The 26,398-nt window shown below is 42.4% G+C and carries 13 protein-coding genes and 4 pseudogenes; 11 read left to right on the top strand and 6 right to left on the bottom strand.

Annotated features, from left to right (window positions below):
• Positions 1 to 8 precede the first annotated feature (8 nt).
• The 6 genes and pseudogenes from DXA05_RS13285 (at position 9) to DXA05_RS13250 (ending at position 11,010) form a co-directional block, all read left to right on the top strand.
• Positions 9 to 1,139 carry a glycosyl hydrolase family 28-related protein gene (locus DXA05_RS13285; protein WP_015531542.1) on the top strand — a complete coding sequence of 377 codons (1,131 nt, stop codon included), beginning with the start codon at positions 9 to 11 and terminating at the stop codon, positions 1,137 to 1,139.
• Positions 1,140 to 1,176: 37 nt separating this feature from the next.
• Complete coding sequence (locus DXA05_RS13280) at positions 1,177 to 3,129, top strand: DUF4960 domain-containing protein (RefSeq protein WP_015531541.1); 1,953 nt, start codon at positions 1,177 to 1,179, stop codon at positions 3,127 to 3,129.
• Positions 3,130 to 3,254: 125 nt separating this feature from the next.
• Positions 3,255 to 5,102: a GH32 C-terminal domain-containing protein gene (locus DXA05_RS13275; protein ID WP_117683573.1), complete on the top strand. Its 1,848-nt coding sequence runs from the start codon at positions 3,255 to 3,257 to the stop codon at positions 5,100 to 5,102.
• Between the two features lie 559 nt (positions 5,103 to 5,661).
• Positions 5,662 to 6,828 carry an MFS transporter gene (locus tag DXA05_RS13265; protein ID WP_128859248.1) on the top strand — a complete coding sequence of 389 codons (1,167 nt, stop codon included), beginning with the start codon at positions 5,662 to 5,664 and terminating at the stop codon, positions 6,826 to 6,828.
• Between the two features lie 35 nt (positions 6,829 to 6,863).
• The gene (locus DXA05_RS13260; protein WP_008025948.1) at positions 6,864 to 7,751 is read left to right on the top strand and encodes a carbohydrate kinase; all 888 of its coding nucleotides are present in this window, start codon (positions 6,864 to 6,866) and stop codon (positions 7,749 to 7,751) included.
• A 435-nt stretch (positions 7,752 to 8,186) separates the two neighbouring features.
• Positions 8,187 to 11,010: pseudogene (locus tag DXA05_RS13250) on the top strand (substrate-binding domain-containing protein).
• A gap of 80 nt (positions 11,011 to 11,090) precedes the next feature.
• On the opposite strand, the gene DXA05_RS13245 reads toward DXA05_RS13250, so the two are convergent.
• Positions 11,091 to 12,479 carry an LruC domain-containing protein gene (locus tag DXA05_RS13245; RefSeq protein ID WP_128859247.1) on the bottom strand — a complete coding sequence of 463 codons (1,389 nt, stop codon included), beginning with the start codon at positions 12,477 to 12,479 and terminating at the stop codon, positions 11,091 to 11,093.
• Between the two features lie 83 nt (positions 12,480 to 12,562).
• Here DXA05_RS13245 and DXA05_RS13240 point away from each other — a divergent pair, with 83 nt between their 5' ends.
• The 4 genes and pseudogenes from DXA05_RS13240 to DXA05_RS13225 all read left to right on the top strand — a co-directional run bounded on the left by DXA05_RS13240 (position 12,563) and on the right by DXA05_RS13225 (position 16,134).
• Positions 12,563 to 12,901, top strand: a complete 339-nt coding sequence (locus tag DXA05_RS13240; protein ID WP_128859246.1) for an MGMT family protein — start codon at positions 12,563 to 12,565, stop codon at positions 12,899 to 12,901.
• Between the two features lie 299 nt (positions 12,902 to 13,200).
• A complete protein-coding gene (locus DXA05_RS13235) occupies positions 13,201 to 14,427 on the top strand; it encodes a glycine betaine/L-proline ABC transporter ATP-binding protein (RefSeq protein WP_128859245.1) in 1,227 nt (408 codons plus the stop codon).
• The gene (locus DXA05_RS13230; RefSeq protein WP_128859244.1) at positions 14,424 to 15,248 is read left to right on the top strand and encodes a proline/glycine betaine ABC transporter permease; all 825 of its coding nucleotides are present in this window, start codon (positions 14,424 to 14,426) and stop codon (positions 15,246 to 15,248) included. Before DXA05_RS13235 ends, DXA05_RS13230 begins: the two co-directional genes overlap by 4 nt.
• Before the next feature lie 20 nt (positions 15,249 to 15,268).
• A pseudogene (locus tag DXA05_RS13225) lies at positions 15,269 to 16,134 on the top strand (glycine betaine ABC transporter substrate-binding protein).
• Positions 16,135 to 16,286: 152 nt separating this feature from the next.
• Here the strand turns inward: DXA05_RS13225 and nifJ are convergent.
• Entirely contained in the window at positions 16,287 to 19,835 is a 3,549-nt protein-coding gene (gene nifJ, locus DXA05_RS13220) for a pyruvate:ferredoxin (flavodoxin) oxidoreductase (RefSeq protein WP_128859243.1), read from the bottom strand.
• Between the two features lie 32 nt (positions 19,836 to 19,867).
• Positions 19,868 to 21,045 (bottom strand): annotated as a pseudogene (locus DXA05_RS13215) (AAA family ATPase).
• Positions 21,046 to 21,206: 161 nt separating this feature from the next.
• Between DXA05_RS13215 and DXA05_RS13210 the strand changes: the two are divergent.
• Positions 21,207 to 22,408 (top strand): annotated as a pseudogene (locus DXA05_RS13210) (hypothetical protein).
• Between the two features lie 10 nt (positions 22,409 to 22,418).
• Here the strand turns inward: DXA05_RS13210 and DXA05_RS13205 are convergent.
• The 3 genes from DXA05_RS13205 to DXA05_RS13195 all read right to left on the bottom strand — a co-directional run bounded on the left by DXA05_RS13205 (position 22,419) and on the right by DXA05_RS13195 (position 26,024).
• Positions 22,419 to 23,975, bottom strand: coding sequence for an ATP-binding protein (locus DXA05_RS13205; protein ID WP_004315119.1), 1,557 nt, complete (start codon positions 23,973 to 23,975; stop codon positions 22,419 to 22,421).
• A 775-nt stretch (positions 23,976 to 24,750) separates the two neighbouring features.
• A complete protein-coding gene (locus tag DXA05_RS13200) occupies positions 24,751 to 25,608 on the bottom strand; it encodes an IS3 family transposase (protein ID WP_015533000.1) in 858 nt (285 codons plus the stop codon).
• A gap of 35 nt (positions 25,609 to 25,643) precedes the next feature.
• Positions 25,644 to 26,024, bottom strand: coding sequence for a hypothetical protein (locus tag DXA05_RS13195; RefSeq protein ID WP_015532999.1), 381 nt, complete (start codon positions 26,022 to 26,024; stop codon positions 25,644 to 25,646).
• Between the last annotated feature and the right edge of the window lie 374 nt (positions 26,025 to 26,398).

The raw sequence follows: 26,398 nt of genomic DNA, 5'->3' as shown, positions 1-26,398 counted from the left end.
ATATAAATATGATGAAAATAAAAAGATATTTGCTTAGCACTTTCTGTCTGTGTTTGTTCACGGCTTGCGATAGTGATGATAATCTGTTGTGTTATGGCACTCATACTGAAATCGAAGGCGATGTTACCACATTCGGAGCTGTTGGCGATGGAAAGACGGATTGTTCGAAAGCCATTAATAGTGCTATTGCTTCCTTGCCTTCCGAAGGGGGAGTAGTGGTTATTCCTGAAGGTGATTTTGTGCTCGACGCTCCCATTGTGATTAATAAGCACAATGTGACATTCAAAGGGTTGAATCCCGGTATGCGTAGCAATATTGATGTGAATGGAATAAATGAGTTGTTGGGCCCTGGTGGCGGAAGTAAATTGGTGGCGCGTAATGCCGAAGCTGCTATAAAAGTAGAGACAGGCGTGAAGGGTGTAAAGATTATGAACCTGATGGTGTCCGGTGGTACGGAAGCTAAGAACATCGGCATACACTTTGCCGGTACGAGTGATGATGGAATGCTTTCTAATATTATTGGTATAAATTTGCATACAGGCGTCAAGATAGAACAAGCGAAAAACATGCAGATAATCAATTGCTGGGTATGTGAGCTTCCCAATAGTATGGTGCTGATTGGTGGCGAGAATATTAATATCAAGAATTGCCAACTGGGTGCTCAGCCCACTGGCATAACCTGTAAGGCGCAGGGAGTGAACAAACTTTCGTTTGTTAATAATCAGGTCTATCCTGACGGGCGTGAAAATTTAGTGCTTGATGGTTGTAATAACTGTATTGTTGAAGGTAATAATTTTAAAAGCTACTACAATGGTATTCTCGTGTTGAGTGGTAATGATAATCGGGTAAATAAGAATATTTTTTGGCTTACCGGAGCTCTTCAAAATCAGATGCTCGACCATGGTGATGACTTTGGCATAATCAATGTAAAGGGTAACAACAATATGTTTGTATCCAACAGTTTGTCATGTGAATGGGCTTATACTGATGCTGTGGCCGTAAATGCTACTCAAGGAACAGGAAATGTGTTCAAAAACTGCTTTATAGATAATTTGGAGAGTTATCGGGTATTCCTGGTGAACTCAGGAACTGAAGTTTCTAATTGTGTATCATCTGATAAGGTGAGCATAGTAGAATAACCTCCTCAACATACACCATTATTAATATAGTAACACCATGAAGATAAATAAATTCTTAATAAGCGGAATGCTCCTGATGTTGGGCACATCTTGCAGCAATGACGATACCTATACTCTCTGTGATGAATGTAACGGTCAGAAGATTATAGACATAACCCAATTCGGACTTCCAACCGATGGGTCCACTGATTGTGCTGATCTTATAAATGCTATTATAGCCGATCTTCCGCCCGAGGGAGGAACGATACTTATTCCCGAAGGTACTTTTCGTTTGGATAGTCCCATTCAACTTACGCGTAATTTCGTAACATTGAAAGGTGTGAACGATGAAGCGGTTACTGCTGCTGCCGATACGCGGGAAAGTCGTCTGGTGCTTGGAAATGCCGAATATGCGTTACACGTTGCCCCTGTTGCCGATATAGACGGACGCAAAAACCGCATTAGCGGTGTGGAGGTAAACGGACTTACGCTTGTGGGGAAGGGGGACCATCAGGGAACCGGAATTTATGTAGAACATGATAATGACCGCCTGCACTTCTTCAATATTAAAATGGAAAATATGTACCAGGGCATTAAACTCCAAGGGTGTGACGCCATAACATTAGCTCGGATAGATGCAACCGATGTAGTGAATGGCATTGATATGAATGGTGGCATACAGAATATGGTAACCAATTCTGTATTCGGCTCAACACAGGGCGGTGTAACGGCACGTATTTCCGGAGAAAGTAATCTGATATTTTCTCACAACAAACTAACGGCAAATGATGATCGCTGTGCTAATTTTATAGGTTGTAACCGGGTGAATATCTCGGATAATGAATTTACAGGAAACAAAATGACTTTCTTTGATATAAGCGGACAAAACAATCTGATAAGCGATAACTTGTTCACTGTAAACAGAAGCGAAAATCAACTCAATGGCAAAGAAGCAGACTATGGCGTGATTCATGTGAAAGGCGAATATAATCATTTCACATCGAACACCATTCAGGTGTCTTGGAGTGACAATATAGAAAACCCTGTGACTGTAAATGCTGCGGAAGGTGAAAATAATCGTTTCGCAAGTTTCACGATAGAGAATACGAGCAGCAATCAGGTATTTTATATCAGCGAGTCGTCCGAAGTGATAGATTGTGGAGTGACGGAAGAAAATATAAAGGTGAAACCTTCCGAAGCGCAGGATTTGACAAATGCAGCTTACGTGATAACGTATGATACTCCCGAAGAGATAGAAGATGATGATGAAAAAGCTTCCTATGCGTGGTTCAAGAAGCAATTTGTAAATGGTAAAGTCATTACTTCCGCTACATTGACTGATGAGGACCTTTCTGCTTATGATGTTATTTGGGTACATATAGACCGTGTCGGCATTGGAGCAGGATGGGATAAATTACCTTTGTCTGCTGATGCAATTGCCGCGTTGGCTACTTATTATAAGAATGGCGGAAATCTGTTCTTAAGCAATCATGCGACTCAATTGGTTGTACCATTTGGACGTACCGAACGGCTACCAGGAATATTTGCAGATGGTGAAGGAGGAGATGGGGCAGACATTTGGACAATTAATGCCAATATCGGAATGGAGTATGATCATCGGGCTCATCCGGTTTTTGCTGGTATGGTTACTTCTTCCCAATTCCCCCATGAAACATTCCCGTTGATCGGGCCTGGACGGCGTGAAGACCATAACTGTATGTGGGACTTGAATTCTTATGGCTTCCCCGCTCTTTATCCCAATGCAGGAAATGTGGTGAAAGCGTTTGAAGAAGAAAATAAAGCTACCGTTTTGGCGACTTGGGGACACGTAACGGATTATTGTTGTGCCGGAATGGTAGAGTTTGCTCCGACAGCGGAATATCAAGGTACATGTATAGCTCTCGGTCTGGCTGCTTACGAATGGAATCAGAATAGTAATATAAACGTTTATCAAGATAATATTGTGCTCATGACGAAGAATATATTACATTATCTAAGCGCTAAGAAATAGATCGGTAACATTTTTTTTATCTTTTGAAACAAAAGTGATAGGTGTAACTATCCGTTGCACCTATCTTTGCATGGTGACAAATAGAAGACATTGAATATTAATAATTAACTCTAATACCATCTGACATGAATGTATTATTCTCGTTTAAACAAGTACAGACCTTTTTGACTATTCTGGTTATGATGATTTTCTCATTTTTGGATGCTTCGGCCGATACTTCTTCCTTATTAATAAAAGATTTGGGTGAAGGACATTGCCTGGTACAGATAAATACAAATCAACGTTATTTGCTTTTACCTGTAGAGGAGGTAATGCCTGATGTACGTGTCAGCATGATCGTTAATAATAAAGAGGTGAATGTTGCGGATGTTCGTCTGGCAGTGAACAGAGTGGACTATTTTGTTCCGCTGGATCTTTCGGCTTATGCTGGTAAAAACATACTGTTGAAATTTAAATTAGGCTCGAATGATCCTATACGGGGGAAACTTTCTGCTGTTTGTTGCAAGGAAATGAAATTGTCCGACACGTTCGATACGGGCAACCGTGAAAAGTTCCGTCCTACTTATCATTTCTCACCTCTTTATGGGTGGATGAATGATCCTAATGGAATGGTATATAAAGACGGTGAATACCACCTTTTCTATCAATACAATCCTTATGGTTCCAAATGGGGAAATATGAGTTGGGGACATGCTATCAGCCAAGATCTTGTAAACTGGAAACATCTTCCTGTAGCTATTGCTCCCGATGCATTGGGGACAATTTTCAGTGGCTCGGCAGTTGTCGATTTTGATAATACAGCTGGTTTTGGTGCAGGTGCCATTATCGCCATCTATACACAAAACAGTGACCGACAAGTACAAAGCATTGCTTACAGTACTGACAACGGACGTACTTTCACCAAATATGAGAATAATCCGGTACTGACGTCCGAAGCGCGTGACTTCCGCGACCCGAAAGTATTTTGGTATGAAAGCACCAAACGCTGGATCATGGTATTAGCAGTAGGGCAGGAGATGCAGATATTCTCTTCTCCTAATCTGAAAGATTGGACCTTTGAAAGTCGTTTCGGTGAAGGGCAAGGTGCACATGGTGGTGTTTGGGAATGTCCCGATTTGTTTGAACTTCCAGTAGAAGGTACCAATGATAAGAAATGGGTGCTGCTTTGTAATTTGAATCCCGGAGGTCCTTTCGGAGGAAGTGCTACTCAATATTTTGTAGGCTCCTTCAACGGAAAAGAGTTTGTAAACGAATCACCCTCCAAAACCAAATGGATGGACTGGGGAAAAGACCATTATGCCACCGTGACTTGGAGTGATGCTCCCGACAACCGCCGCATCGCTATCGCATGGATGAGCAACTGGCAATACGCCAACGATGTTCCTACCTCCCAATACCGTAGCCCGAACTCCGTTCCCCGCGACTTGAGCCTGTTTACCGTAGATGGTGAGACTTACCTCCAATCAGCTCCCTCTCCCGAACTGCTGGCTTTGCGTGATGCTTCCAAGAAACGCTCGTTCAAAGTAAACGGAACACGCACAATTAAAGAAATGATTCCCAGCAATGACGGTGCATACGAAATAGAACTGACGATTGAAAATCAACATGCAGACGTAATCGGCTTCCGTCTCTACAATGACAAAGGCGAAGAAGTGGATATGCAGTATGACATGAAAGAAAAGAAATTCTCAATGGATCGTCGCAAGAGCGGAGAGGTCAGCTTCAATGAGAATTTCCCGATGTTGACCTGGACAGCAATTGAACAAGGTGGAAACGAGGAACAAGGCGGCAAAGAGGCATTGAAACTCCGTCTGTTTGTGGATAAATCCAGTGTGGAAGCCTTTGGAGATGGTGGACGTTTTGTGATGACCAATCAGGTATTCCCTTCGGAACCTTACAATCATATCGATTTTTACAGTAAAGGAGGAGCTTATAAAGTAGATTCGTTTGTGGTCCATAAGTTGAAGCCATAAATATCTCTTGTTCGCCCTATGCGCTCTTTGTATGTTTCCCTATGGATGAATACGTCTTTCCTTAAGGGATAGTAGGTGGATAGTAGGGATATACTTGTGTTAAACCTACGGTATTACTGATTCGTCACAGCCGTGACGAGTTCCTACCATGGCCGTGGAAAGATCTTCCCACAGCCATGACGAATTCCTACCACGGCCGTGGGAAGTTAGTAATACCGTAGCTTCAAGGTTACTATACCGTAGGTTTAAGATAAAAATACCGTAGGCTTGAGGTATTGATGCAATAAGGAGAGCGTGATTCATATAGGCGACGAACAGATAACTAACGGTAAGTACCCACACGACTAACAGCAGATTGCAAATTGAATCATATAACTGCATGATATAAATAGAATAAGTACTCATGCAAAATATAATTTTATATTATTAGGCACGGATTACGCGGATTACAGGGTTGCTATCTGACAGCCATCATTCGAGAAGCCGTGTAATCCGCGTAATCCGTGCCTAAATTTATGATATAAACAAATGATGATAACATATTTAGATAAAAAAAACAATGGAAAACAGTAAAAACTCTTCCCTTTCCAAACTAATCCCGGTGATGCTTTGCTTCTTTGCCATGGGATTTGTTGACCTGGTAGGCATTGCCTCCAATTATGTAAAGGCAGACCTCGGTCTGTCGGACTCGCAGGCGAATATCTTCCCTTCACTGGTATTCTTCTGGTTCCTCATCTTCTCCGTACCCACAGGTATGTTGATGAGCCGTATCGGTCAGAAGAAAACCGTATTGCTTAGTTTGCTTGTGACTTTTGCTTCTTTGTTATTGCCGGTTTTCGGAGACAGCTATATGCTGATGCTGATTTCTTTCTCCCTTCTGGGCATCGGAAACGCGTTGATGCAGACTTCCCTGAATCCGTTGCTTTCTAACATCGTACGTGGCGACCGTTTGGCAAGTAGCCTGACTTTCGGCCAGTTTGTGAAAGCCATTGCCTCTTTCCTTGCTCCTTATATTGCCATGTGGGGAGCGACACAAGCCATCCCGACTTTTGATTTGGGCTGGCGCATCCTGTTCCCGATTTACATGATTGTAGCCGTCATTGCTATCCTATTGCTCAATGTCACACAGATTAAAGAGGAAAAAGAAGAAGGCAAACCGTCTACTTTCGGACAATGTCTCGCTTTGCTTGGCAAACCGTTTATCCTGCTTTCTTTCATCGGCATCATGTGCCACGTAGGAATTGATGTGGGAACAAATACCACTGCCCCCAAGATTTTGATGGAACGTCTCGGCATGGGACTCGACGACGCGGCTTTTGCGACAAGCCTTTATTTTATTTTCCGTACGGCAGGCTGCTTCCTCGGTTCTTTCATTTTACGTAAGATGTCACCGAAGTCTTTCTTCGGCATTAGCGTTTTGATGATGCTGATAGCGATGGCAGGCTTGTTTATATTCCATGACAAGACAATGATTTATGTATGTATCGGTCTGATTGGTTTCGGCAATTCCAATGTGTTCTCCGTAGTCTTCTCGCAGGCATTGCTTTACCTGCCGGGTAAGAAAAATGAAGTTTCCGGTCTGATGATTATGGGACTGTTCGGCGGCACGGTATTTCCGTTGGCTATGGGAGTAGCATCCGATGCCATGGGACAGAGTGGGGCAGTAGCCGTAATGACAGTGGGCGTGCTTTATCTCTTGTTCTATACGTTCCGTATTAAAAAATAATTTTATAACTTTGGAAACAATAAAATCCGTAGATCATGAATAATATAATCGTAGGAATGGGCGAGGCACTTTGGGATGTGTTGCCCGAAGGAAAGAAAATAGGTGGTGCTCCGGCAAACTTTGCCTATCATGTATCACAGTTTGGTTTTGACAGTCGCGTGGTGAGTGCCGTGGGCAAAGATGAGTTGGGAGACGAGATTCTGAACGTATTCAACGAAAAGAAACTGAAAACGCAGATTGAACAAGTGGATTATCCTACCGGTACGGTACAGGTGACACTGGATAACGAGGGTGTACCTTGTTACGAAATCAAAGAAGGCGTGGCATGGGATAACATACCTTTTACGGATGAACTGAAACGTTTGGCATTGAGTACGCGTGCCGTTTGCTTCGGTTCCCTGGCTCAACGTAATGAAGTGAGCCGTGCCACTATCAACCGTTTTCTGGATACGATGCCCGATATAGACGGACAACTGAAAATCTTTGATATTAATCTCCGCCAGGACTTCTACACCAAAGAGGTATTGCGCGAATCTTTCCGCCGTTGCAACATTCTGAAGATAAACGACGAAGAACTGGTGACCATCAGCCGTATGTTTGGCTATCCCGGCATCGACTTACAGGATAAATGTTGGATTCTGTTGGCAAAATACAACCTGAAGATGCTGATTCTGACTTGCGGAATTAATGGCAGTTATGTGTTTACCCCGGGTGTTGTCTCTTTCCAGGAGACACCGAGAGTTCCGGTTGCCGATACGGTGGGGGCAGGTGATTCCTTTACGGCTGCTTTCTGTGCTTCCATTTTGAATGGAAAACCGGTTCCCGAAGCTCACAAACTTGCTGTTGAAGTTTCTGCTTATGTCTGCACGCAAAGCGGTGCAATGCCCGAACTTCCGCAGGTTTTGAAAGACAGACTAATGTAATTGTTTGATGGAAAGTAAGTATAGAGGTATATCTCATTCCGTGGGAATATACCTCTTGTTCTTTTTGCATGATTCGTATGATATGAGAGGTAGGGGTATAAAAAAAGGAGCAACGCCTTGCTCCAACCTTTGTTAACCTTAAATCTAATACTATGAAAAACACATTGCAAAGATACGGACTTCTGCTAAATCTGCAAATAATCCAAATAAAAAGAGATGTTTTATAACATTTATTGAGTGTTTGTCTTACGCTTTATACTTTTGTTAATAGTTTCCGGTTGAATATTGGGAACTGTTTTGCATTTCTTTGGAGGGTAATGATGAGAATAATTGGGTGATAGATAGCATACTCACAGTTTTATTTCTTATTTTTGTTCTCAATCGTCCATTTGGGTCATAGAAAGAAATACGAAAAAAATGAGAATGATTAGAATGATGGGATATACAAAGTGGATAGCAGTCTTGCTCTGTCTTCTTGGCATGACGGCTTGTCGGCAGGATGCACCGCGTTTCCGTATCGGGGTGGCGCAATGTAGTGATGACTCCTGGCGGCATAAGATGAATGATGAAATTCTTCGCGAAGCAATGTTCTACGATGGGGTATCGGTTGAAATCCGGTCGGCTGCGGATGATAATCGCAAACAGGCGGAAGACGTTCATTATTTTATAGATGAAGGGGTTGACTTATTGATTATTTCTGCCAACGAAGCGGCCCCCATGACTCCGATTGTAGAGGAAGCCTATCAAAAGGGAATACCTGTCATCCTGGTAGACCGGAAGATTCTTTCTGATAAATATACTGCCTATATCGGTGCCGACAATTATGAAATAGGACGTGCGGTAGGTAATTATATTGCGTCAAGCCTGAAAGGAAAAGGGAATGTGGTGGAACTTACCGGACTGGGTGGCTCAACTCCTGCCATGGAACGCCATCAAGGATTTATGGCTGCTATCAGTAACTTTCCGGATATCAAACTGATTGATAAAGCGGATGCTGCGTGGGAGCGTGAACCGGCGGAAGTGGAAATGGATAGTATGCTCCGTCGGCATCCGAAGATAGACGCCGTGTATGCGCATAATGACCGTATCGCTCCGGGAGCTTATCAGGCTGCAAAGAAAGTGGGACGGGAGAAGGAAATGATTTTTGTCGGTATCGATGCTCTCCCCGGCAAAGGCAACGGATTGGAAATGGTACTCGACAGTGTGTTGAATGCTACTTTTATTTATCCGACCAATGGCGACAAAGTGATGCAACTGGCAATGAATATCCTTGAGAAAAAGCCTTATCCCCGGGAAACGGTCATGAACACTGCGGTGGTCGACTGTACGAATGCGCATGTCATGCAACTTCAGACAACTCACATCTCGGAACTGGATCAGAAGATTGAAACATTGAACGGACGTATCGGCGGATATCTGTCTCGTGTTGCTACACAGCAGGTGGTGATGTATGGCGGTTTGGTCATTCTTCTATTGGTGGCAGGCTTATTATTGGTAGTCTATAAATCTCTCCGTGCTAAAAATCGTCTGAATAAGGAACTTTCCGAGCAGAAGAAACAGTTGGAAGAGCAGCGGGACAAGTTAGAGGAACAACGCGACCAATTAGAAGAACAGCGGGACAAACTGGAAGAGCAACGGGATCAGCTCATCCAGCTTTCTCATCAACTGGAAGAGGCAACGCATGCCAAACTGGTTTTTTTCACAAATATATCTCACGATTTCCGTACTCCGCTGACATTGGTTGCCGATCCGGTAGAACATTTATTGGCCGATCATACACTAAGTGTAGATCAGCATCGAATGTTGATGCTGATTCAACGAAACGTGAATATCCTCTTACGTCTTGTCAATCAGATTCTGGATTTCCGTAAATACGAGAACGGTAAGATGGAATATACACCTGTCAGGTAGATGTTCTTTCCTCTTTTGAGGGCTGGAACGAATCATTCCTTGCAGCGGCCCGGAAGAAACACATTCATTTCTTTTTTGATAATATGCCGGATACGGATTACCATACATTGGCGGATATGGAAAAGTTGGAACGTATTTATTTTAATCTTCTTTCCAACGCGTTCAAGTTCACACCGGAAAATGGAAAGATAACGGTTCGTTTATCTTCCTTGACGAAAGAGGATACTCGCTGGATTCGTTTTACTGTTGCCAATACCGGTTCAATGATTTCCGCCGAACATATCCGGAGTATTTTCGATCGTTTTTATAAAATAGACATGCACCACGCCGGTTCGGGAATCGGGCTTGCACTGGTTAAAGCTTTCGTTGAATTGCATAAAGGTACAATTTCTGTGGAAAGTGATGAAAAGCAGGGCACTGTCTTTACCGTTGATTTACCGGTACAGACTTGTGAGACTATTCTGGCCGAAGATTCTCTAAAGTCATCAATCTCTGCAGTTCCTTTAAATCCTGCTTCTTCCGGTTCTCCTGCCTCTTCCAACCTGAATGAAACTTTAGCTGTCGAAGAAGAGGAACTGGAAAAAGGCTATGATTCTTCCAAACCTCTGTTTTGGTAATTGATGATAATGCAGATATCCGTTCGTATGTACGCGGATTACTCCATACCGATTATACTGTTATTGAAGCAGCAGACGGTTCGGAGGGTATCCGCAAAGCAATGAAATATGTTCCGGACTTGATAATCTCTGATGTGATGATGCCTGGTATTGATGGAATAGAGTGTTGCCGTCGGCTGAAAAGCGAACTGCAAACCTGCCATATCCCTGTCATCCTATTGACAGCCTGTTCTTTGGATGAACAACGGATTCAGGGATATGACGGAGGTGCGGATTCTTATATCTCCAAGCCCTTCAGTTCGCAATTGCTGTTGGCACGCGTTCGTAATCTGATAGATTCACATCGCCGCCTGAAACAGTTCTTTGGTGACGGACAAACGTTGGCGAAAGAGGATGTCTGTGATATGGATAAAGACTTTGTGGAAAAATTCAAGGCTTTAATTGAAGCAAAGATGGGAGATTCAAATTTGAATGTAGAGGATTTGGGTAAGGATATGGGATTAAGTCGTGTGCAACTCTATCGCAAAATAAAATCCCTGACTAATTATTCTCCGAATGAATTGCTTCGCATCGCTCGCTTGAAGAAGGCTGCTTCCCTGCTTGCTTCGTCAGATATGACAGTGGCGGAGATTGGTTATGAAGTCGGTTTTAGTTCTCCTTCTTATTTTACCAAATGTTATAGAGAGCAGTTTGGTGAAAGTCCGACAGATTTGCTGAAAAGGAAAGGATAGAATCAAAACTATTCACGTCAGAATACAATAAATCCCGGTAACTTGAATTTTCAATGTTTACCGGGATTTATTGATATGTGTTAGTTATGAATCAATAAACTTTTATCTGCGTTTCCTTGATTATACCAGTTTTGTTCGTTTTTGCCACTACTTTGCGCCCATTTTGCAAATCCTTTATAGGCTTCCAAGAAATTAGCTTTTTCAATAGCATGCGCTGCGTTGCCTGGTACTCTTAATCCCCAAATCAGGCGTCCTGCACTAAAATAATAATTATCATCTTCTTCGTCCCCGTTTGTATATACCGGTAGCAGATTTTTATCATTGAATGGATATTGGTAAGTGATCGGTTCAATACCATTCATATGGATTTCTGTTCCGCTATCATTACGTTTTAAATACAAGTCGAATTCATCGCCTTCTAATATTTCCTTTACTTCTTTTCTCTTTTTTAGGGTGATCAGAATATTGATCTCCGGTAAATCACTTGTTGCTACCAAAGCATTCTTTTCTGTATTATAATATTGGCTGCCTGCAGGTTTAGCCAGATTCTTAATTAAAGGGCTGTAATCAATGATAAGATGTTTATTGGGGACAAGATCTACTCCGTCGATCGCAGGAATCACGTTTTTAGTTTCATAAACTTCTATACTTTCCACTTCGTCAGAATCTATTTCTTTCAGTCTTAAATAAGGAGAATAAGGGAATATTCCTCCGATAGCTTTTAGACGTAATCCTATTTGCATATACTGCGCAGTGTATTTTTTGTCAACCTTTTTAATGCCTTGGAACTGCACCTTATAATTGACTACAAAATCATTAAAGTCATAATCTCCTAATGATGGGAATTGGTCTTCAAACATGATTGTTCCCCAACCATCTTTGGGATGAAAAATGACTCCTTTTGCCAATTGGATGTCATCTTCTATATCATGCCCACGAGTGATTGACCGGGTGGTGTTAGATTTGGATTTGGCATCATTAGCAATGTTCAGTGAGAAACTTCTATCTGCATTTACAGGTATGGCTACTTTTTTTGTTTCATTGGTGCTGGTTTTGTACTGGGCATACAATGTATTTACGTAGGTTGGGATGCTCAAAGGGAGACTTGAAATTTCTGTATCTACAGGAATGTCGGCTATTTTCTCTTCTTTACTACATGCTTCATCCAAAAAGAAGGAAACCATAGTGGGGGTAGTAGCAGCTACTGTTCCTGCGGCTACTTGAGTTAATTTCCATTGAAAGCCTGCGGGTATATTCAGGTCTTTTACTTGAATTTCTTTTTCAGGTTGCTTGCTTTCATCATAAAGGTTCTTCTCACAGGAGCTGAAAGCGAATACTCCCAATAAACAAGAAGCGAATAGAATTGTCTTCTTTTTCATAACAGCAGTGCTTGTTTTGTTAATAATAGGGTTGCTTTTAATGGGTACAAAGGTCGGGATTATTTGTAAATAAAGCAAATAAAGTTGCATATTTTATTTGAAATGCTTTTATTATTTGCAAATTCTTTTCTTTTTATCTAGTTTTGGAACTGAAATAAAGTAATGTTTGAGTGATGAAAGATTATAAAGTAGATAAGGCGAGCCTTTTCGCATCCTTTTGTCAAGAGGTGTATCAGGTTGTCCGAGAAATTCCGGTAGGTAAAGTTTCTACCTATGGGGGAATTGCCGCATTATTGGGAATGTCTCAATGTTTCCGTATGGTGGGGCGTGCTTTGAAACAGATTCCGGATGATTTATCTGCGCCTTGTCATCGGGTTGTCAATGCGTCGGGACGGCTTGTTCCGGGTTGGACAGAGCAGAAACAACTCTTGTTGGAAGAAGGGATCTCTTTCAAACAAAATGGATGCGTAGACTTGAAAAAGCATCTTTGGAATTACTCCGTACCTGAATGAAATTTGCATATTTAATCTATTTTCCTTACCTTTGTGCCAACAATATGCAAGAACAGACTGTTATTTATTTATGAAAATACTGTTTTCTACTGTTCATTAAGAGGATAATCTTATCAAATTCTATTCCTTTTAAACTACTCTGTCTGTTTTTTTTAAACCATTTAAAAAACGTCGGACCGTCATGTTATCATGTGACATGACTGAACCATGCGAACATTCAACTTGTTTATCGTAAGTGAGAATAAGGAATGCGGCAGTTGAAAACAAAACAAATATTATAATCTAAACCAATATATTATATGAGTAAAATAGAAATAAAGGATTTGTACCTTATCTTTGGTAACGAGAAGCAGAAAGCCCTCAAGATGTTGAAAAAAGATAAGAGTAAAGAGGAAATTCTGAAAGATACCGGTTGTACGGTAGGAGTGAAAGATGCCAATCTTTCAATTAATGAAGGAGAGTTTTTCGTGATAATGGGACTCTCGGGAAGTGGAAAATCGACATTACTGCGTTGTATCAATCGTCTGATACGTCCTACTACCGGGCAAGTGCTTGTAAACGGAGTAGATATATCTAAAATTTCCGAAAAAGAATTATTGCAGGTTCGTCGGAAAGAGCTGGCGATGGTTTTCCAGAATTTCGGTCTGTTACCTCACCGTTCCGTATTGAGCAATATTGCATTCGGTCTCGAACTTCAGGGAGTGAAGAAAGAGGAACGTGCGAAGAAAGCTATGGAAAGCATGATGCTTGTCGGATTGAAAGGATACGAAAATCAGATGGTAGGCGAGCTTTCCGGTGGAATGCAACAGCGTGTCGGACTGGCCCGTGCCCTGGCTAATAATCCTGAAGTACTTCTAATGGATGAGGCTTTCTCTGCACTCGATCCTCTGATTCGTGTGCAAATGCAGGATGAACTGTTGGCTTTGCAATCGAAGATGAAAAAAACAATTGTCTTTATTACCCATGACTTGAGTGAAGCGATTAAACTGGGCGACCGTATTGCCATTATGAAAGACGGAGAGGTGGTGCAGGTAGGTACTTCAGAAGAAATACTGACCGAACCGGCTAACGATTATGTAGCCCGTTTTGTTGAAAACGTGGACAGGAGTAAAATTATCACCGCTTCTTCTTTAATGATTGACAAACCACTGGTGGCCCGTCTGAAGAAAGAGGGACCTGAAGTATTGATTCGTAAGATGCGTGCGAAGAATATCACCGTATTACCTGTCATAGACGCCGATGATAAACTGGTCGGAGAAGTACGTCTGAACGACCTGCTTAAGTTACGTAGCAGACAGGAAAAATCCATTGATACGATTGTGCGTACCGAGGTGCATTCTGTATTGGAGGATACAGTGTTGGAGGATATACTTCCTTTAATGACAAAGAGCAATTCGCCGGTATGGGTGATTGATGAGACGCATGAGTTTTTAGGGACAATCCCGCTTTCCTCCTTAATCATCGAAGTGACGGGGAAAGATAAAGAAGAAATAAACGAAATAATTCAAAACGCAATAGATTTATGATAAATATAGGACAATATATAGAGATGGTCATCAATTGGATGATGGTACATTTTTCCACTTTCTTTGATGCCGTGAATGCAGGCATCGGTAGTTTTATTATAGGATTCCAACACGTACTTTTTGGAATACCTTTTTATATAACCATTCTAGTGCTTGCTGCACTCGCATGGATGAAGGCAGGACATGGTACGGCAATTTTCACCGCATTAGGATTATTACTGATTTATGGAATGGGATTTTGGGAGGCTACTATGCAAACCCTGGCTCTCGTTTTTTCATCTACCTGTCTGGCTCTGATTGTTGGTGTACCTTTAGGAGTGTGGACGGCAAACAGTCCGCGTGCAGAGAAAATACTTCGTCCTGTTCTCGACTTAATGCAGACGATGCCTGCTTTTGTTTATCTGATTCCTGCCGTTTTGTTTTTCGGATTGGGAGCAGTGCCGGGAGTGTTTGCCACCATTATCTTTGCTATGCCTCCTGTGGTCCGCCTTACCGGATTGGGAATTCGGCAAGTTCCTAAAAATGTAGTGGAAGCTTCCCGTTCGTTCGGGGCTACCCGTTGGCAGTTATTGTATAAAGTGCAGCTTCCTTTGGCGTTGCCAACCATCCTGACAGGTGTCAATCAGACAATAATGATGTCGCTTTCTATGGTTGTCATTGCTGCCATGATTGCTGCCGGTGGTCTGGGAGAAATTGTATTGAAAGGTATTACCCAAATGAAAATCGGACTTGGGTTTGAAGGTGGTATCGCAGTTGTTATTTTAGCTATCATCTTAGACCGTATCACACAAGGAATGGCAGGACGAAAAAATAAGAACTAAACGGAAAGGATAAAATACGTATGAGAATATATAAAATAGTAGGAATAGTATTGTCAGTTATACTTTTGCTGGCTTCCTGTACTAATTCAGACTTAGAGAAAAAGAAAGTAAAAATAGCCTATGCCAATTGGCTGGAAGGTATTGCCATGAGTCATTTGGCTAAGGTGGTATTGGAAGAACATGGATATGAGGTTGAACTGCAAAATGCTGACCTTGCCCCCATCTTTGTATCTATGTCAGGAAAGAAATCTGATGTCTTTCTGGATGCCTGGTTACCAATAACGATGAAAGATTATATGGATCAGTATGGAGACAGCATCGAATTCCTGGGTGAGGTATATGGAGAAGCCCGTGTAGGACTGGTTGTTCCTCAATATGTTACGATCCAGTCTATTAGTGAGCTGGAAGCTAACAAAGACCGTTTTTCTTCCGAAATAGTGGGAATTGATGCCGGAGCAGGGATAATGAAGACGACCGATAAGGCCATTGCTGCTTATGGACTTGATGGGTATACCCTCATGACTTCAAGTAGTTCCACCATGCTGGCTTCTTTGAAAAAAGCGATGGACAAAGGAGAATGGATTGTCATCACGGGGTGGACACCGCATTGGATGTTCGACCAGTTTGACTTGAAATTCTTGGATGATCCGAAGAAAGTATATGGAGACTTGGAAGAAATACATGCTATTGCATGGAAAGGATTCAGTGAGAAAGATCCGTTTGCTGCCGAATTCTTTGGCAACATTAAACTAACGACAGAAGAACTTAGCTCTTTTATGACAGCTATGAAGGATGCCCGGATGGATGAAGAAGAAATAGCCCGCAAATGGAGGATGAACATCGGCAGTTGGTGGATAGTTGGATCCCGAAGTCAGAGAATAAATAGATTGGAGCATTGTGATTCTTAATTTTAAATATAAAATAGACATGAACTCTAGTGGGAAAAAGGGAGTACTGTTTATGTTGGACAGAGTTCATACAATAAAAAAGCAGTAATCTTCTACAAGATTACCGCTTTATATTTATAGGGTATTACTATTATTCAGCACCCCAGTTTTCTCTAGCCAAACGTTTGTAGCTGTTGTAACGCCATTTAGCGTTTTCTTCAGCAGCTTTAAACAGTTCTTCAGCTTCAGCAGGATATTGTTTCATTACAGAAGCGTAACGAACTTCACCCTTCAAGAAACCTTGGAAATCTTCCCAGTTCGGTTCTTTGCTATCCAATTGGAATGGGTTCTTGCCTTCTTCTTCCAAAGCCGGGTTGTAACGCCACAAGTGCCAGTAACCGCACTTAACAGCTTTTTCTTCTTCTTCCTGGCTCTTACCCATACCTGCTTTCAGACCGTGGTTGATACATGGAGCGTAAGCGATAATCAAAGATGGTCCTGAATATGCTTCAGCTTCACGGATAGCTTTCAGAGTTTGAGCTTGGTCAGCACCCATAGCGATCTGTGCAACATATACATAACCGTAAGTAGTAGCCATCAGACCGAGGTCTTTCTTACGTACGCGCTTACCAGCAGCAGCGAACTTAGCGATAGCACCTACCGGAGTAGCTTTAGAAGACTGACCACCTGTGTTAGAGTAAACTTCAGTATCCAGAACGAGGATGTTAACGTCCTTACCGGAAGCGATTACATGGTCAAGACCACCGTAACCGATATCGTAAGAAGCACCGTCACCACCAATGATCCACTGGCTGCGTTTTACAAGATATTGTTGCAGTTCAGCGATTTGTTTGCAGTGGTTACATTTATCCTTGTTAGCTTCAACAACCGGAATGATCTTAGCAGCCAATTCCTTAGTCTTGTCCGCATCCAGCATATTGTTGATCCATTCAGCGAACAGTTCTTTCACTTCAGCAGGAGTGCAATCAGCAGCAATAGCCTCGTTCATCACTTTCACGAGACGAGCACGCATCTTTTCGTTAGCCAGTTCCATACCCAAACCGAATTCACAGAAGTCTTCGAACAGTGAGTTAGCCCAAGCAGGACCGTGTCCGTTTTCGTTTGTAGTATACGGAGTAGAAGGAACAGAACCAGAGTAGATAGAAGAACATCCGGTAGCGTTAGCAACCATTTCACGGTCACCGAACAATTGAGAAATCAATTTCACGTACGGAGTTTCACCACAACCAGAGCAAGCGCCGGAGAACTCAAACAACGGAGTAGCGAACTGTGAGTTCTTCACGTTAGCCTTGATATCAACAAGATGTTGTTTAGTCTTCACGTTTTCAGCACAGTAAGTCCAGTTTTCAGCTTGAGCCAATTGGCTTTCGAGGTGTTTCATTGTCAATGCTTTGCCACCCTTCTTCGGATTACCCGGACAGATGTCAGCACAGTTACCGCAACCCAGACAGTCGAGAACGTCCACCTGGATACGGAATGTCATACCGTCGAATGCTTTACCTACAGCTTTCAGTTGTTCGAACTTAGCACCCTTCTGCTCTTCAGCGTCGAGTACGAACGGACGGATAGAAGCGTGAGGACAAACGTATGCACACTTGTTACACTGGATACAGTTTTCAGCATTCCATTCAGGAACGAATGCAGCTACACCACGTTTTTCGTATTTAGCAGTTCCTTGATACCAAGTACCGTCTTCGATACCCTTGAATGCAGATACTGGCAACAAGTCACCGTCTTGTGCATTGATCGGACGAACTACTTCGTTGATGAATGCAGGATCGTTGTTTTCAGCTTTTGCGTCATCCGGAAGGTTAGCCCAAGCAGGATCAACAGCCAAAGTCTTGTATTCACCACCACGGTCAACGGCAGCATAGTTCTTGTTAACAACGTCTTCACCCTTCTTGCCGTAAGACTTAACGATGAATTTCTTCATCTGCTCAACAGCTTGTTCTACAGGAATAACGCCTGTGATACGGAAGAATGCAGATTGAAGGATTGTGTTGGTACGGTTACCCAAACCAATTTCTAGTGCAATCTGTGTTGCGTTGATATAGTATACAGAAATGTTGTTCTGTGCGAAATATTTCTTAACCTTGTTAGGCAGGTTCTTAGCCAGTTCTTCACCTTCCCAAATTGTGTTTAATAAGAAAGAACCGTTCTTACGCAAACCACGAGTTACATCGTACATGTGCAGGTAAGCCTGAACGTGACAAGCAACGAAGTTCGGAGTATTTACCAGATAAGTAGAACGGATTGGATTGTCACCGAAACGCAAGTGAGAACAAGTGAAACCGCCCGACTTCTTAGAGTCATAAGAGAAGTAAGCCTGGCAGTGTTTGTCAGTGTTGTCACCGATAATCTTTACAGAGTTCTTGTTAGCACCTACTGTACCGTCAGCACCCAAACCGTAGAATTTAGCTTCGAACATACCTTCGCCGCCTAAAGCGATTTCTTCTTTTTGAGGAAGAGAAGTGAAAGTAACGTCGTCTACGATACCGATAGTGAAGTGGTTCTTCGGCATTGGCATAGCCAAGTTTTCGAATACTGAAAGGATTTGAGCAGGAGTAGTATCTTTTGAACCCAAACCGTAGCGACCGCCAACGATAACCGGAGCATTTTCTGCACCGTAGAAGCAGTCTTTAACGTCAAGGTAAAGAGGTTCGCCGTTAGCACCCGGTTCTTTAGTACGGTCAAGAACTGCGATAGTTTTAGCAGTCTTAGGTACAGCAGCCAAGAAGTGTTTAGCAGAGAACGGACGATATAGGTGTACGGCAACCATACCCACTTTTTCGCCGTTTGCTACCAGGTAGTCGATAGCTTCGCGGGCAGCTTCTGTTACAGAACCCATAGCGATAATTACGCGTTCTGCATCTTCTGCACCATAGTAATCGAACAAACCGTATTTACGACCTGTGATCTTAGAAATTTCATTCATGTATTCTTCTACGATAGCAGGAACTGCTTCATAGTAGTTGTTGCATGATTCACGATGTTGGAAGAAATGGTCAGGATTTTCAGCCATACCACGAGCTACCGGTTTCATCGGGTTCAGTGCGCGGGCACGGAATTCAGCCAAAGCTTCTTGGTCGATCAGCGGAGCAAGATCATCATTTTCCAACATTTCAATCTTTTGGATTTCGTGAGATGTACGGAAACCATCGAAGAAGTTCATGAACGGAACGCGAGATTTGATGGTAGCCAAGTGAGCAACACCAGCCAAATCCATAACTTCCTGTACAGAGCCTTCAGCCAACATAGCAAAGCCAGTCTGACGAGCTGACATTACGTCTTGGTGGTCACCGAAGATACACAATGCGTGAGAAGCCAATGTACGAGCAGACACATGGAATACGCAAGGCAAGAACTCACCGGCAATTTTGTACATGTTAGGGATCATCAGGAGAAGACCCTGGGAAGCAGTGTAAGTAGTAGTCAACGCACCAGCCTGAAGAGAACCGTGAACTGCACCGGCAGCACCACCTTCAGATTGCATTTCCTGTACTAATACTGTTTCGCCGAAGATGTTCTTACGTCCTGCGGCAGCCCATTCGTCTACGTACTCAGCCATAGTCGAAGAAGGAGTGATGGGGTAGATAGCTGCTACTTCAGAGAACATATACGAGATATGCGCTGCAGCTTGGTTACCATCACAAGTGATGAATTTCTTCTGTTTAGTCATAACTAAATTAAATATTTAAGTAAATAAATCTTTTAATATAAAAAGCCGAACATCCAGAGAGGTATCTGGTTGCCCCGACCTATTTCAGCCTTATGCAACGCGTACGTTACATTCGGATTGTTCTTGATCTTTGCGCCTTCCTGGCAAATTTTGAACGGCATTACTTCGTCTACCATAAAAGAGACGTTTTTATCTCCTTTATGTACCTTATGGTCTTTCCATAAAGAATTTGCAAAGAATGTGTCGAGCACATCCTGCTCTTCCACTTTCACCGGATAGATGGAATACATCAGGTTGGAGTTGTGCATCATTATCTTTGAAGGTTTTTTAGGGAATTCTTCCCCTTTCGGATAAACCAGATTAATGAGTCGCGCATCTGCCAGATACTTGATATAGTTCATCACCGTGGCGCGAGATGTCTGTATGTCGCTTGCCAGTTGGCTCACATTTGGAGCTTTCGGCCCGTCGACAGCGAGCAAATATAGCAATTTTTTTATCTTTGAAAGATATTTCAGTTCAATTTGTTTGATGAGAAGTATATCTACTTCCACCATCATGTTCATCGTTTTCAGCAGATTCTCCGAAAAGTTACGTTTTTCAAGGAAGAACGGATAGAATCCGTGGTGCAGATAATCCTGAAAATAATCCAACGGACGGACTTTGGAGAGTACTCCTTTGGCAATCTGTTCGTGAGTGCTAAGAATTTCTTCGAGGCTATATGCCTGAATTTCATGCCTGTTTGCAAGTTTAGGAATTCACGGAAAGAGAATCCACGCAGGTTATAGCTCTTGGCGATATCACGTAATTCAAGATTTTCTTCTTTCAGTCGCATCACGGACGAGCCGGTGAAGACAATTTTCAGGTTAGGAAAACGGTCGTAACACATGCGTAACTCTTTGCTCCATTCCGGATGTTTGAACACCTGGTCGATCAACAATACTTTTCCGCCACGTTTCTGAAATTCGTTGGCGAAGTCTACAATGCTGTGGCCCGAGAAATAGAAGTTGTTCATGTTGATGAACAGACAGGAACGGTCGTTCCCGAATTTCTCTTTGGCGTATTGGAGAAGGAAAGTGGTTTTTCCTACGCCACGTGTCCCTTTGATACCAATCAGGCGGTCGCTCCAGTCGATCTCGTCCATAAGATCGCGGCGAACGGGGGCATTGGTGTGCTCAACGAGGTAGGCGTGTGTGCGGTAGAATGATTCCATTTCAGTTCTTTGTTTTTCGGGTGGCAAATATACTGCTTTTTTTAGGATTTGCAAAGTAGAGATGGCAAAATTGTGTGTTTAATTCCAACTTTCTGTTATTGTAGTCATTCCTGACTATTTCCTGTATATATTTGCAGAATAAAGTTTTGAATTCATTTGAAATGACAAAAAAGGCTCTTTATATATTCAATCCGGAACATGACTTGGCGTTGGCTAGCGGTGAAACGAACTATATGGCTCCGGCTTCGGCCAGACGTATGGCTTCCGAGTTGGCTTTGCTTCCGATGTGGTATGTAGAGGAGGGGAGTGCTGTATTAGCTTCTTCCGCCTATAATCTCGGCTATGTGAAGAAGATACAGGAATTATTAGGACTTTCGGTTGATTTGATGACAGAGCCGGAACTTGCTATTGAACCGAATTTGGATATTCGTCCTTGGGGGTGGGATGTAGCTTTGCGGAAACGGCTTTCAGGGCTGGGCGTGGATGAAGCCCTGTTGCCTTCTATGGAGCAATTAAACGGTCTGCGGGAATACTCCCATCGTTCTAAAGCCGTCTCATTGCTTCCGGAATTACAACTGAATGAATATTTCTGCGGAGAATCTTATTATTTGAAGACACAAGAAGAATGGAAAACCTTTGTGGAAGAGCGGGAATGCTGCCTGTTGAAAGCTCCGCTTTCGGGAAGCGGTAAAGGCTTGAACTGGTGTAAAGGCATATTTACTCCTTTTATATCCGGTTGGTGTACGCGTGTGGCTGCTTCGCAGGGTGGAATCATTGCGGAACTATATATAATAAGGTAGAAGACTTTGCCATGGAGTTTTATTCCGATGGTACAGGTGAAGTGACATTTATGGGATATTCCCTCTTCCATACCGGAAAGAGTGGAATGTATGAAGGGAATCGTTTGCTTTCTAATGAGGCAATCTGGAAACAACTTTCGCAATATGTCCCTTCAAAGGTTCTGACGGATTTGGAGAACTGTTTGAAATATAGACTTTCTGCGTTGGTAGGAACCGTTTATAAAGGTTATCTTGGGGTTGATATGATGATTTGTCGGTTTCCGGAAAATGAAAAGCCGGTTTTTCGGATTCATCCCTGTGTGGAAATTAATCTGCGCATGAATATGGGAGTTGTTGCGCGTTTTTTATATGACCGTTATGTACGTTCTGGTTCAACAGGGCGTTTTGTGATTGATTATCATCCTTCGGAAGGTGAAGCCTTGCAGGAACATGAACGAATGTCCGCAACTTATCCGTTGGAAATCAGGGAAGGTAGAGTGTACTCCGGTTATTTACCTTTGGTTCCTGTTCATAGGAGAAGTTGCTATCGCGCATGGATATGGGTAACTCCTGATAATATTTAACTTTATCTGTTCACACCAGCCAGCGACTGATATTGCGTTTTTCCGCACTGAACTCTACCCCGATCTTTATCACTTCACGTCCGTCTGCCTGATACGGTATCAGATAGCCTTTATCGTCGATCTGCTTCAATGCCGCTTCTGCTGTGTCATGCAGCTTGAATTCGAAGACATAGATATATTTAGGTGTTTTCACTACGGCATCTGCACGACCGCGGGCGCTGCGTACTTCGGCATCGGTGAACTGTCCCATAAGTTTGAAGACAATATAGAAAACTACTTGGTAGTGACGCTCTGTCTGCTCGTTCAATTCGTAGGTGAAATCGGCAAAGAAGGCTTGCAGGCGGGTAAGAAAGGCATCGTAGTCTCCCGAACGAAGTTCTTGTACAAACTTGCCGATGTAAAATCCTTGGTCACTGTTTCTCACTCCGGTGTAAAATGGAACCAGGAAATTAATGAAGCCGTAGCGGACTTCATCATTAGGAAATTGCAATAGATAGTTACCAAATTCCCTATCGAAATCTTTTATCGTCAGATAGCCACTTTGGTAAATTAACGGAATCGGATTATTGGAATCTACACGATATTCGGAGAACATGGAAGACGGTGCTTCGATCCCGTCAAGCAAAGTACGCAGGTCGTATTCGGTTTCTTGCAGCATCTCGACGAGGAAAGTCGGTGTGCCGGTCTGGAACCAGTAATTGTCGAACACTTTTGATTTCAGGACATTCAGTACACTGAACGGGTTGAAGATACCTACTGAATTAATGCAAAAATGATAGCCATCGTAGAGACGTGTCATTCGTTGTACCGCGTCATCATAAGAAATGGAATTATTGGCTGCCAGTATCTTGATTTCCGGCTGGAAGGTATCCAATAATTCTTGAAGAGTGATGCCGCAAAGGGTTCCGTAATCGGGCCATAAAGTGATGTCCTGCAATTGGTTGAGGTCACTGAATACACTTACTTGTGAGAATTTCGTTACTCCTGTGAGGAAGACGAAACGTAGGTAGCGGTCGGCACTTTTCAATACTCCGTAAAAGGCTTTCAGAGTTTTACGGTATTCATCCAGTAAGACATCATTGCCTAAAGCTTGCAATAGAGGTTTGTCGTATTCGTCTACCAGAACTACGACGCTGCTACCGGTTTGTTCGTAGGCACGACGGATGACGCCGGAGAAACGACCGGAAAGAGTGTTCTCGTCTATTCCTTTGCCATATTGGATTTCCCATAAGGTGAGTTGACGGCTGAGGATATCATAAAGTCTTTCTGGGGAATCGTACTTCTCGGCATTTAAATCCAGATGCAGCACAGGATGCTTTTCCCATTTCGTTTCCAGTTTTTCAATGGCAAGCCCTTCGAAGAGTTCTTTCTTTCCTTCAAAGTAGGCTTCAAAGGTAGAGAGAAGAAGACTTTTACCAAAACGGCGTGGACGACTCAGGAAGTATGGAGTAGATGTATAAGCTATTTTCCATACAAGCTCTGTTTTATCTACATATAGATAATCGCCCTTACGAAGTTTCTCAAAGGTCTGTATCCCGATAGGGAGTTTACGAAGCAGGTCATTCATTGTTATTTTCCTTTTAGTGGTTCAAAGATAATCATTATTTTCGTAATATTTCGTTTTCAATATCTCAAAGAACGGGCGTTATAATTTTGTTTAACTGGAAAATTATCATTTAGCTCATTCTTGCACGGTTTTCACCACAGAGGACACGGAGGACACAGAGGTGAATTTGTTTTATGACTTACGGTTGTGACCCTAATTTTAATGCGTAATCCTCCTCTATAAAGTTGAAAAAACATGAAAACATCTGCCACCTGCAACCAAACGCATGTAATACAGTAGTTAATAAGTAGTTAGAACGTGGCAGATACCTGCGACAGATAGGTTGCAGATAAAGTATCTGCAACACAGTATAAACCTTACATAAACTAATTCTCCATGAGTGCAAAAGTTTATTGTATACATTAACTTCCCGTTTCCAGGCGGGGAACTGTCGTTTCCGGCATTAGAAATTACAGTTTCCACGGCAGGAAACGAGAGTTTCTAAGGCGGGACACTACAGTTTCTAGGTAAGGATTGTACTGTACTGGATTTAGTTGACAACTTCGTTTGTTATACCTAAGTTAGTTAACTCAATATATTTTAAAACCTAAATAAGTTTACTTGTCCCTTTGTAATTCCTTAATAAGTTGTCATATTAAAGATGTTGCAAACATATGTATCTTTTCTTATAAATGCAAGACTTCGGGCTGTAAACTTCATTAAACAACAAAAACTCTTCGCTCGGGGATCGCCCTCGCGGCAAGGGGCGGGAGCACCCGTCCCGACGAGCGGGACTTCAACTACCTTTTTCCGCGTACTTACGAATATGTTCCATCGGTGTTTTCATTTGTATACCTTGATGGGGTCGAACATAATTGTATGCATATATGGCGTCGCTTATACGTTTATCCAACTGTTCAAAGCTGTCATCTTCGCAGTCAAACAACCACCCATTCTTGATCGTGTTATTCATCCGTTCAGCCAGGGCATTATGTAGCGGATCTCCACACTGCGTCATACTAATATTGATATGATGTTTCTTGAGCATATCCACATACAGGTTTGAGCAGTATTGCACTCCCCGGTCAGAATGGTGTATGAGACTACTCAAATCAACATTGTATCTGTTGTAAAAGTCTATAGCCATCCTCAGTGCCTTTAAGGGACCTTCCGCTTCAAGTGTTTTGCACAGGGCATATCCAACTATCGCCCGACTGCCCGCATCGGTAAGAAGAGACAGGTAAGCCCATCCCTGGTACGTGGCAACATAGGTTATGTCCGCTACAACCATTGAACCGAATGTGTCAGCTACAAATTTAGGAGTAACATTTAGCAAGTCCGGATAAATGTAATAATTATGATTAGAATTTGTTGTCTTTGGTCTCACATGTCTGACACGTTGACACAGGCCATTAGCACGAAAAATATTATAGCATTGATCACGCCCAATGACCATCCTGACACCAAACTTGCGGAGACAGCATGCATAGAGTTCACGTATACCAGCCTTAGGCATAAGTTTACGTAACTCATTACAATACAACACAATGCTTGATGTGAGGATGTCTATTTCCTTTTTTCTGTTGACATGCTTATAATAACCTTGTCTGGTTATGCCGAAGTAATCACAGAGGAACTGTAGCCTACCGCGCATATGACGGGCAGAGTTCCCCTGTGACAAGGTATCGATTACTTGGCATCGGAGTTTTTTCGAACCTTGATGTGATAGGTTGACTCAGCAAGATTTATTAATTCCTCACAAGCTTCATGACGAAGACTTTCCTCCTGAAGAGCACGCTGAAGTTTGCGATTTTCGGCACGCAATGCAGCGAGTTCTTTCTCCAGTTCATTGAGAGACTCAGCAGAGTATTTGTTGAAAGAGGGGTGGTCTGTACTCATAACTTTATCATTTATATGATACTTATCAAGCCAAAGAATCAGCAGACGACGGCAAATACCGGTACGTTTGGCAAACTGATACTTCGTTTCCGAAGTAGATAAATACTCACGAATATAAGACATTCGTTCGGATTCTGTGTAAGGAGTGTACTTCTTTTTTAATTCTTTCATGGGAATTTCGCATTTAAGAAGTGTCAACTTATTTAGTACACTACAGATACTGTCGTTTCCCCGTAGAGACACTGTCATTTCTCCATAGAGTGATCCCAATTATCCCATAGCTTTGCATAAAGGAATCAAGGCTTTTTCTTTGATTATATAACGTGTTGCAGATACTTTATCTGCAACCTATCTGCCACAGGTATCTGCCACGTTCTAACTACTTATTAACTACTGTATTACATGCGTTTGGTTGCAGGTGGCAGATGTTTTTATGTTTTTCAGGTTCTTCGTCAAATTTGGTGGTAATCTCTTTTTTATTTCGATGGTTTTCCTCTTCTTCTTTCTTAATCCTATAAAAAGTTGTAGATATGTTTGCTTTTTAG

Origin of the sequence: Bacteroides sp. AM54-2NS (assembly GCF_003602935.1) — a bacterium.
Lineage (GTDB): Bacteria > Bacteroidota > Bacteroidia > Bacteroidales > Bacteroidaceae > Bacteroides > Bacteroides xylanisolvens.
This window is presented reverse-complemented; position numbering and strand designations above follow the sequence as displayed.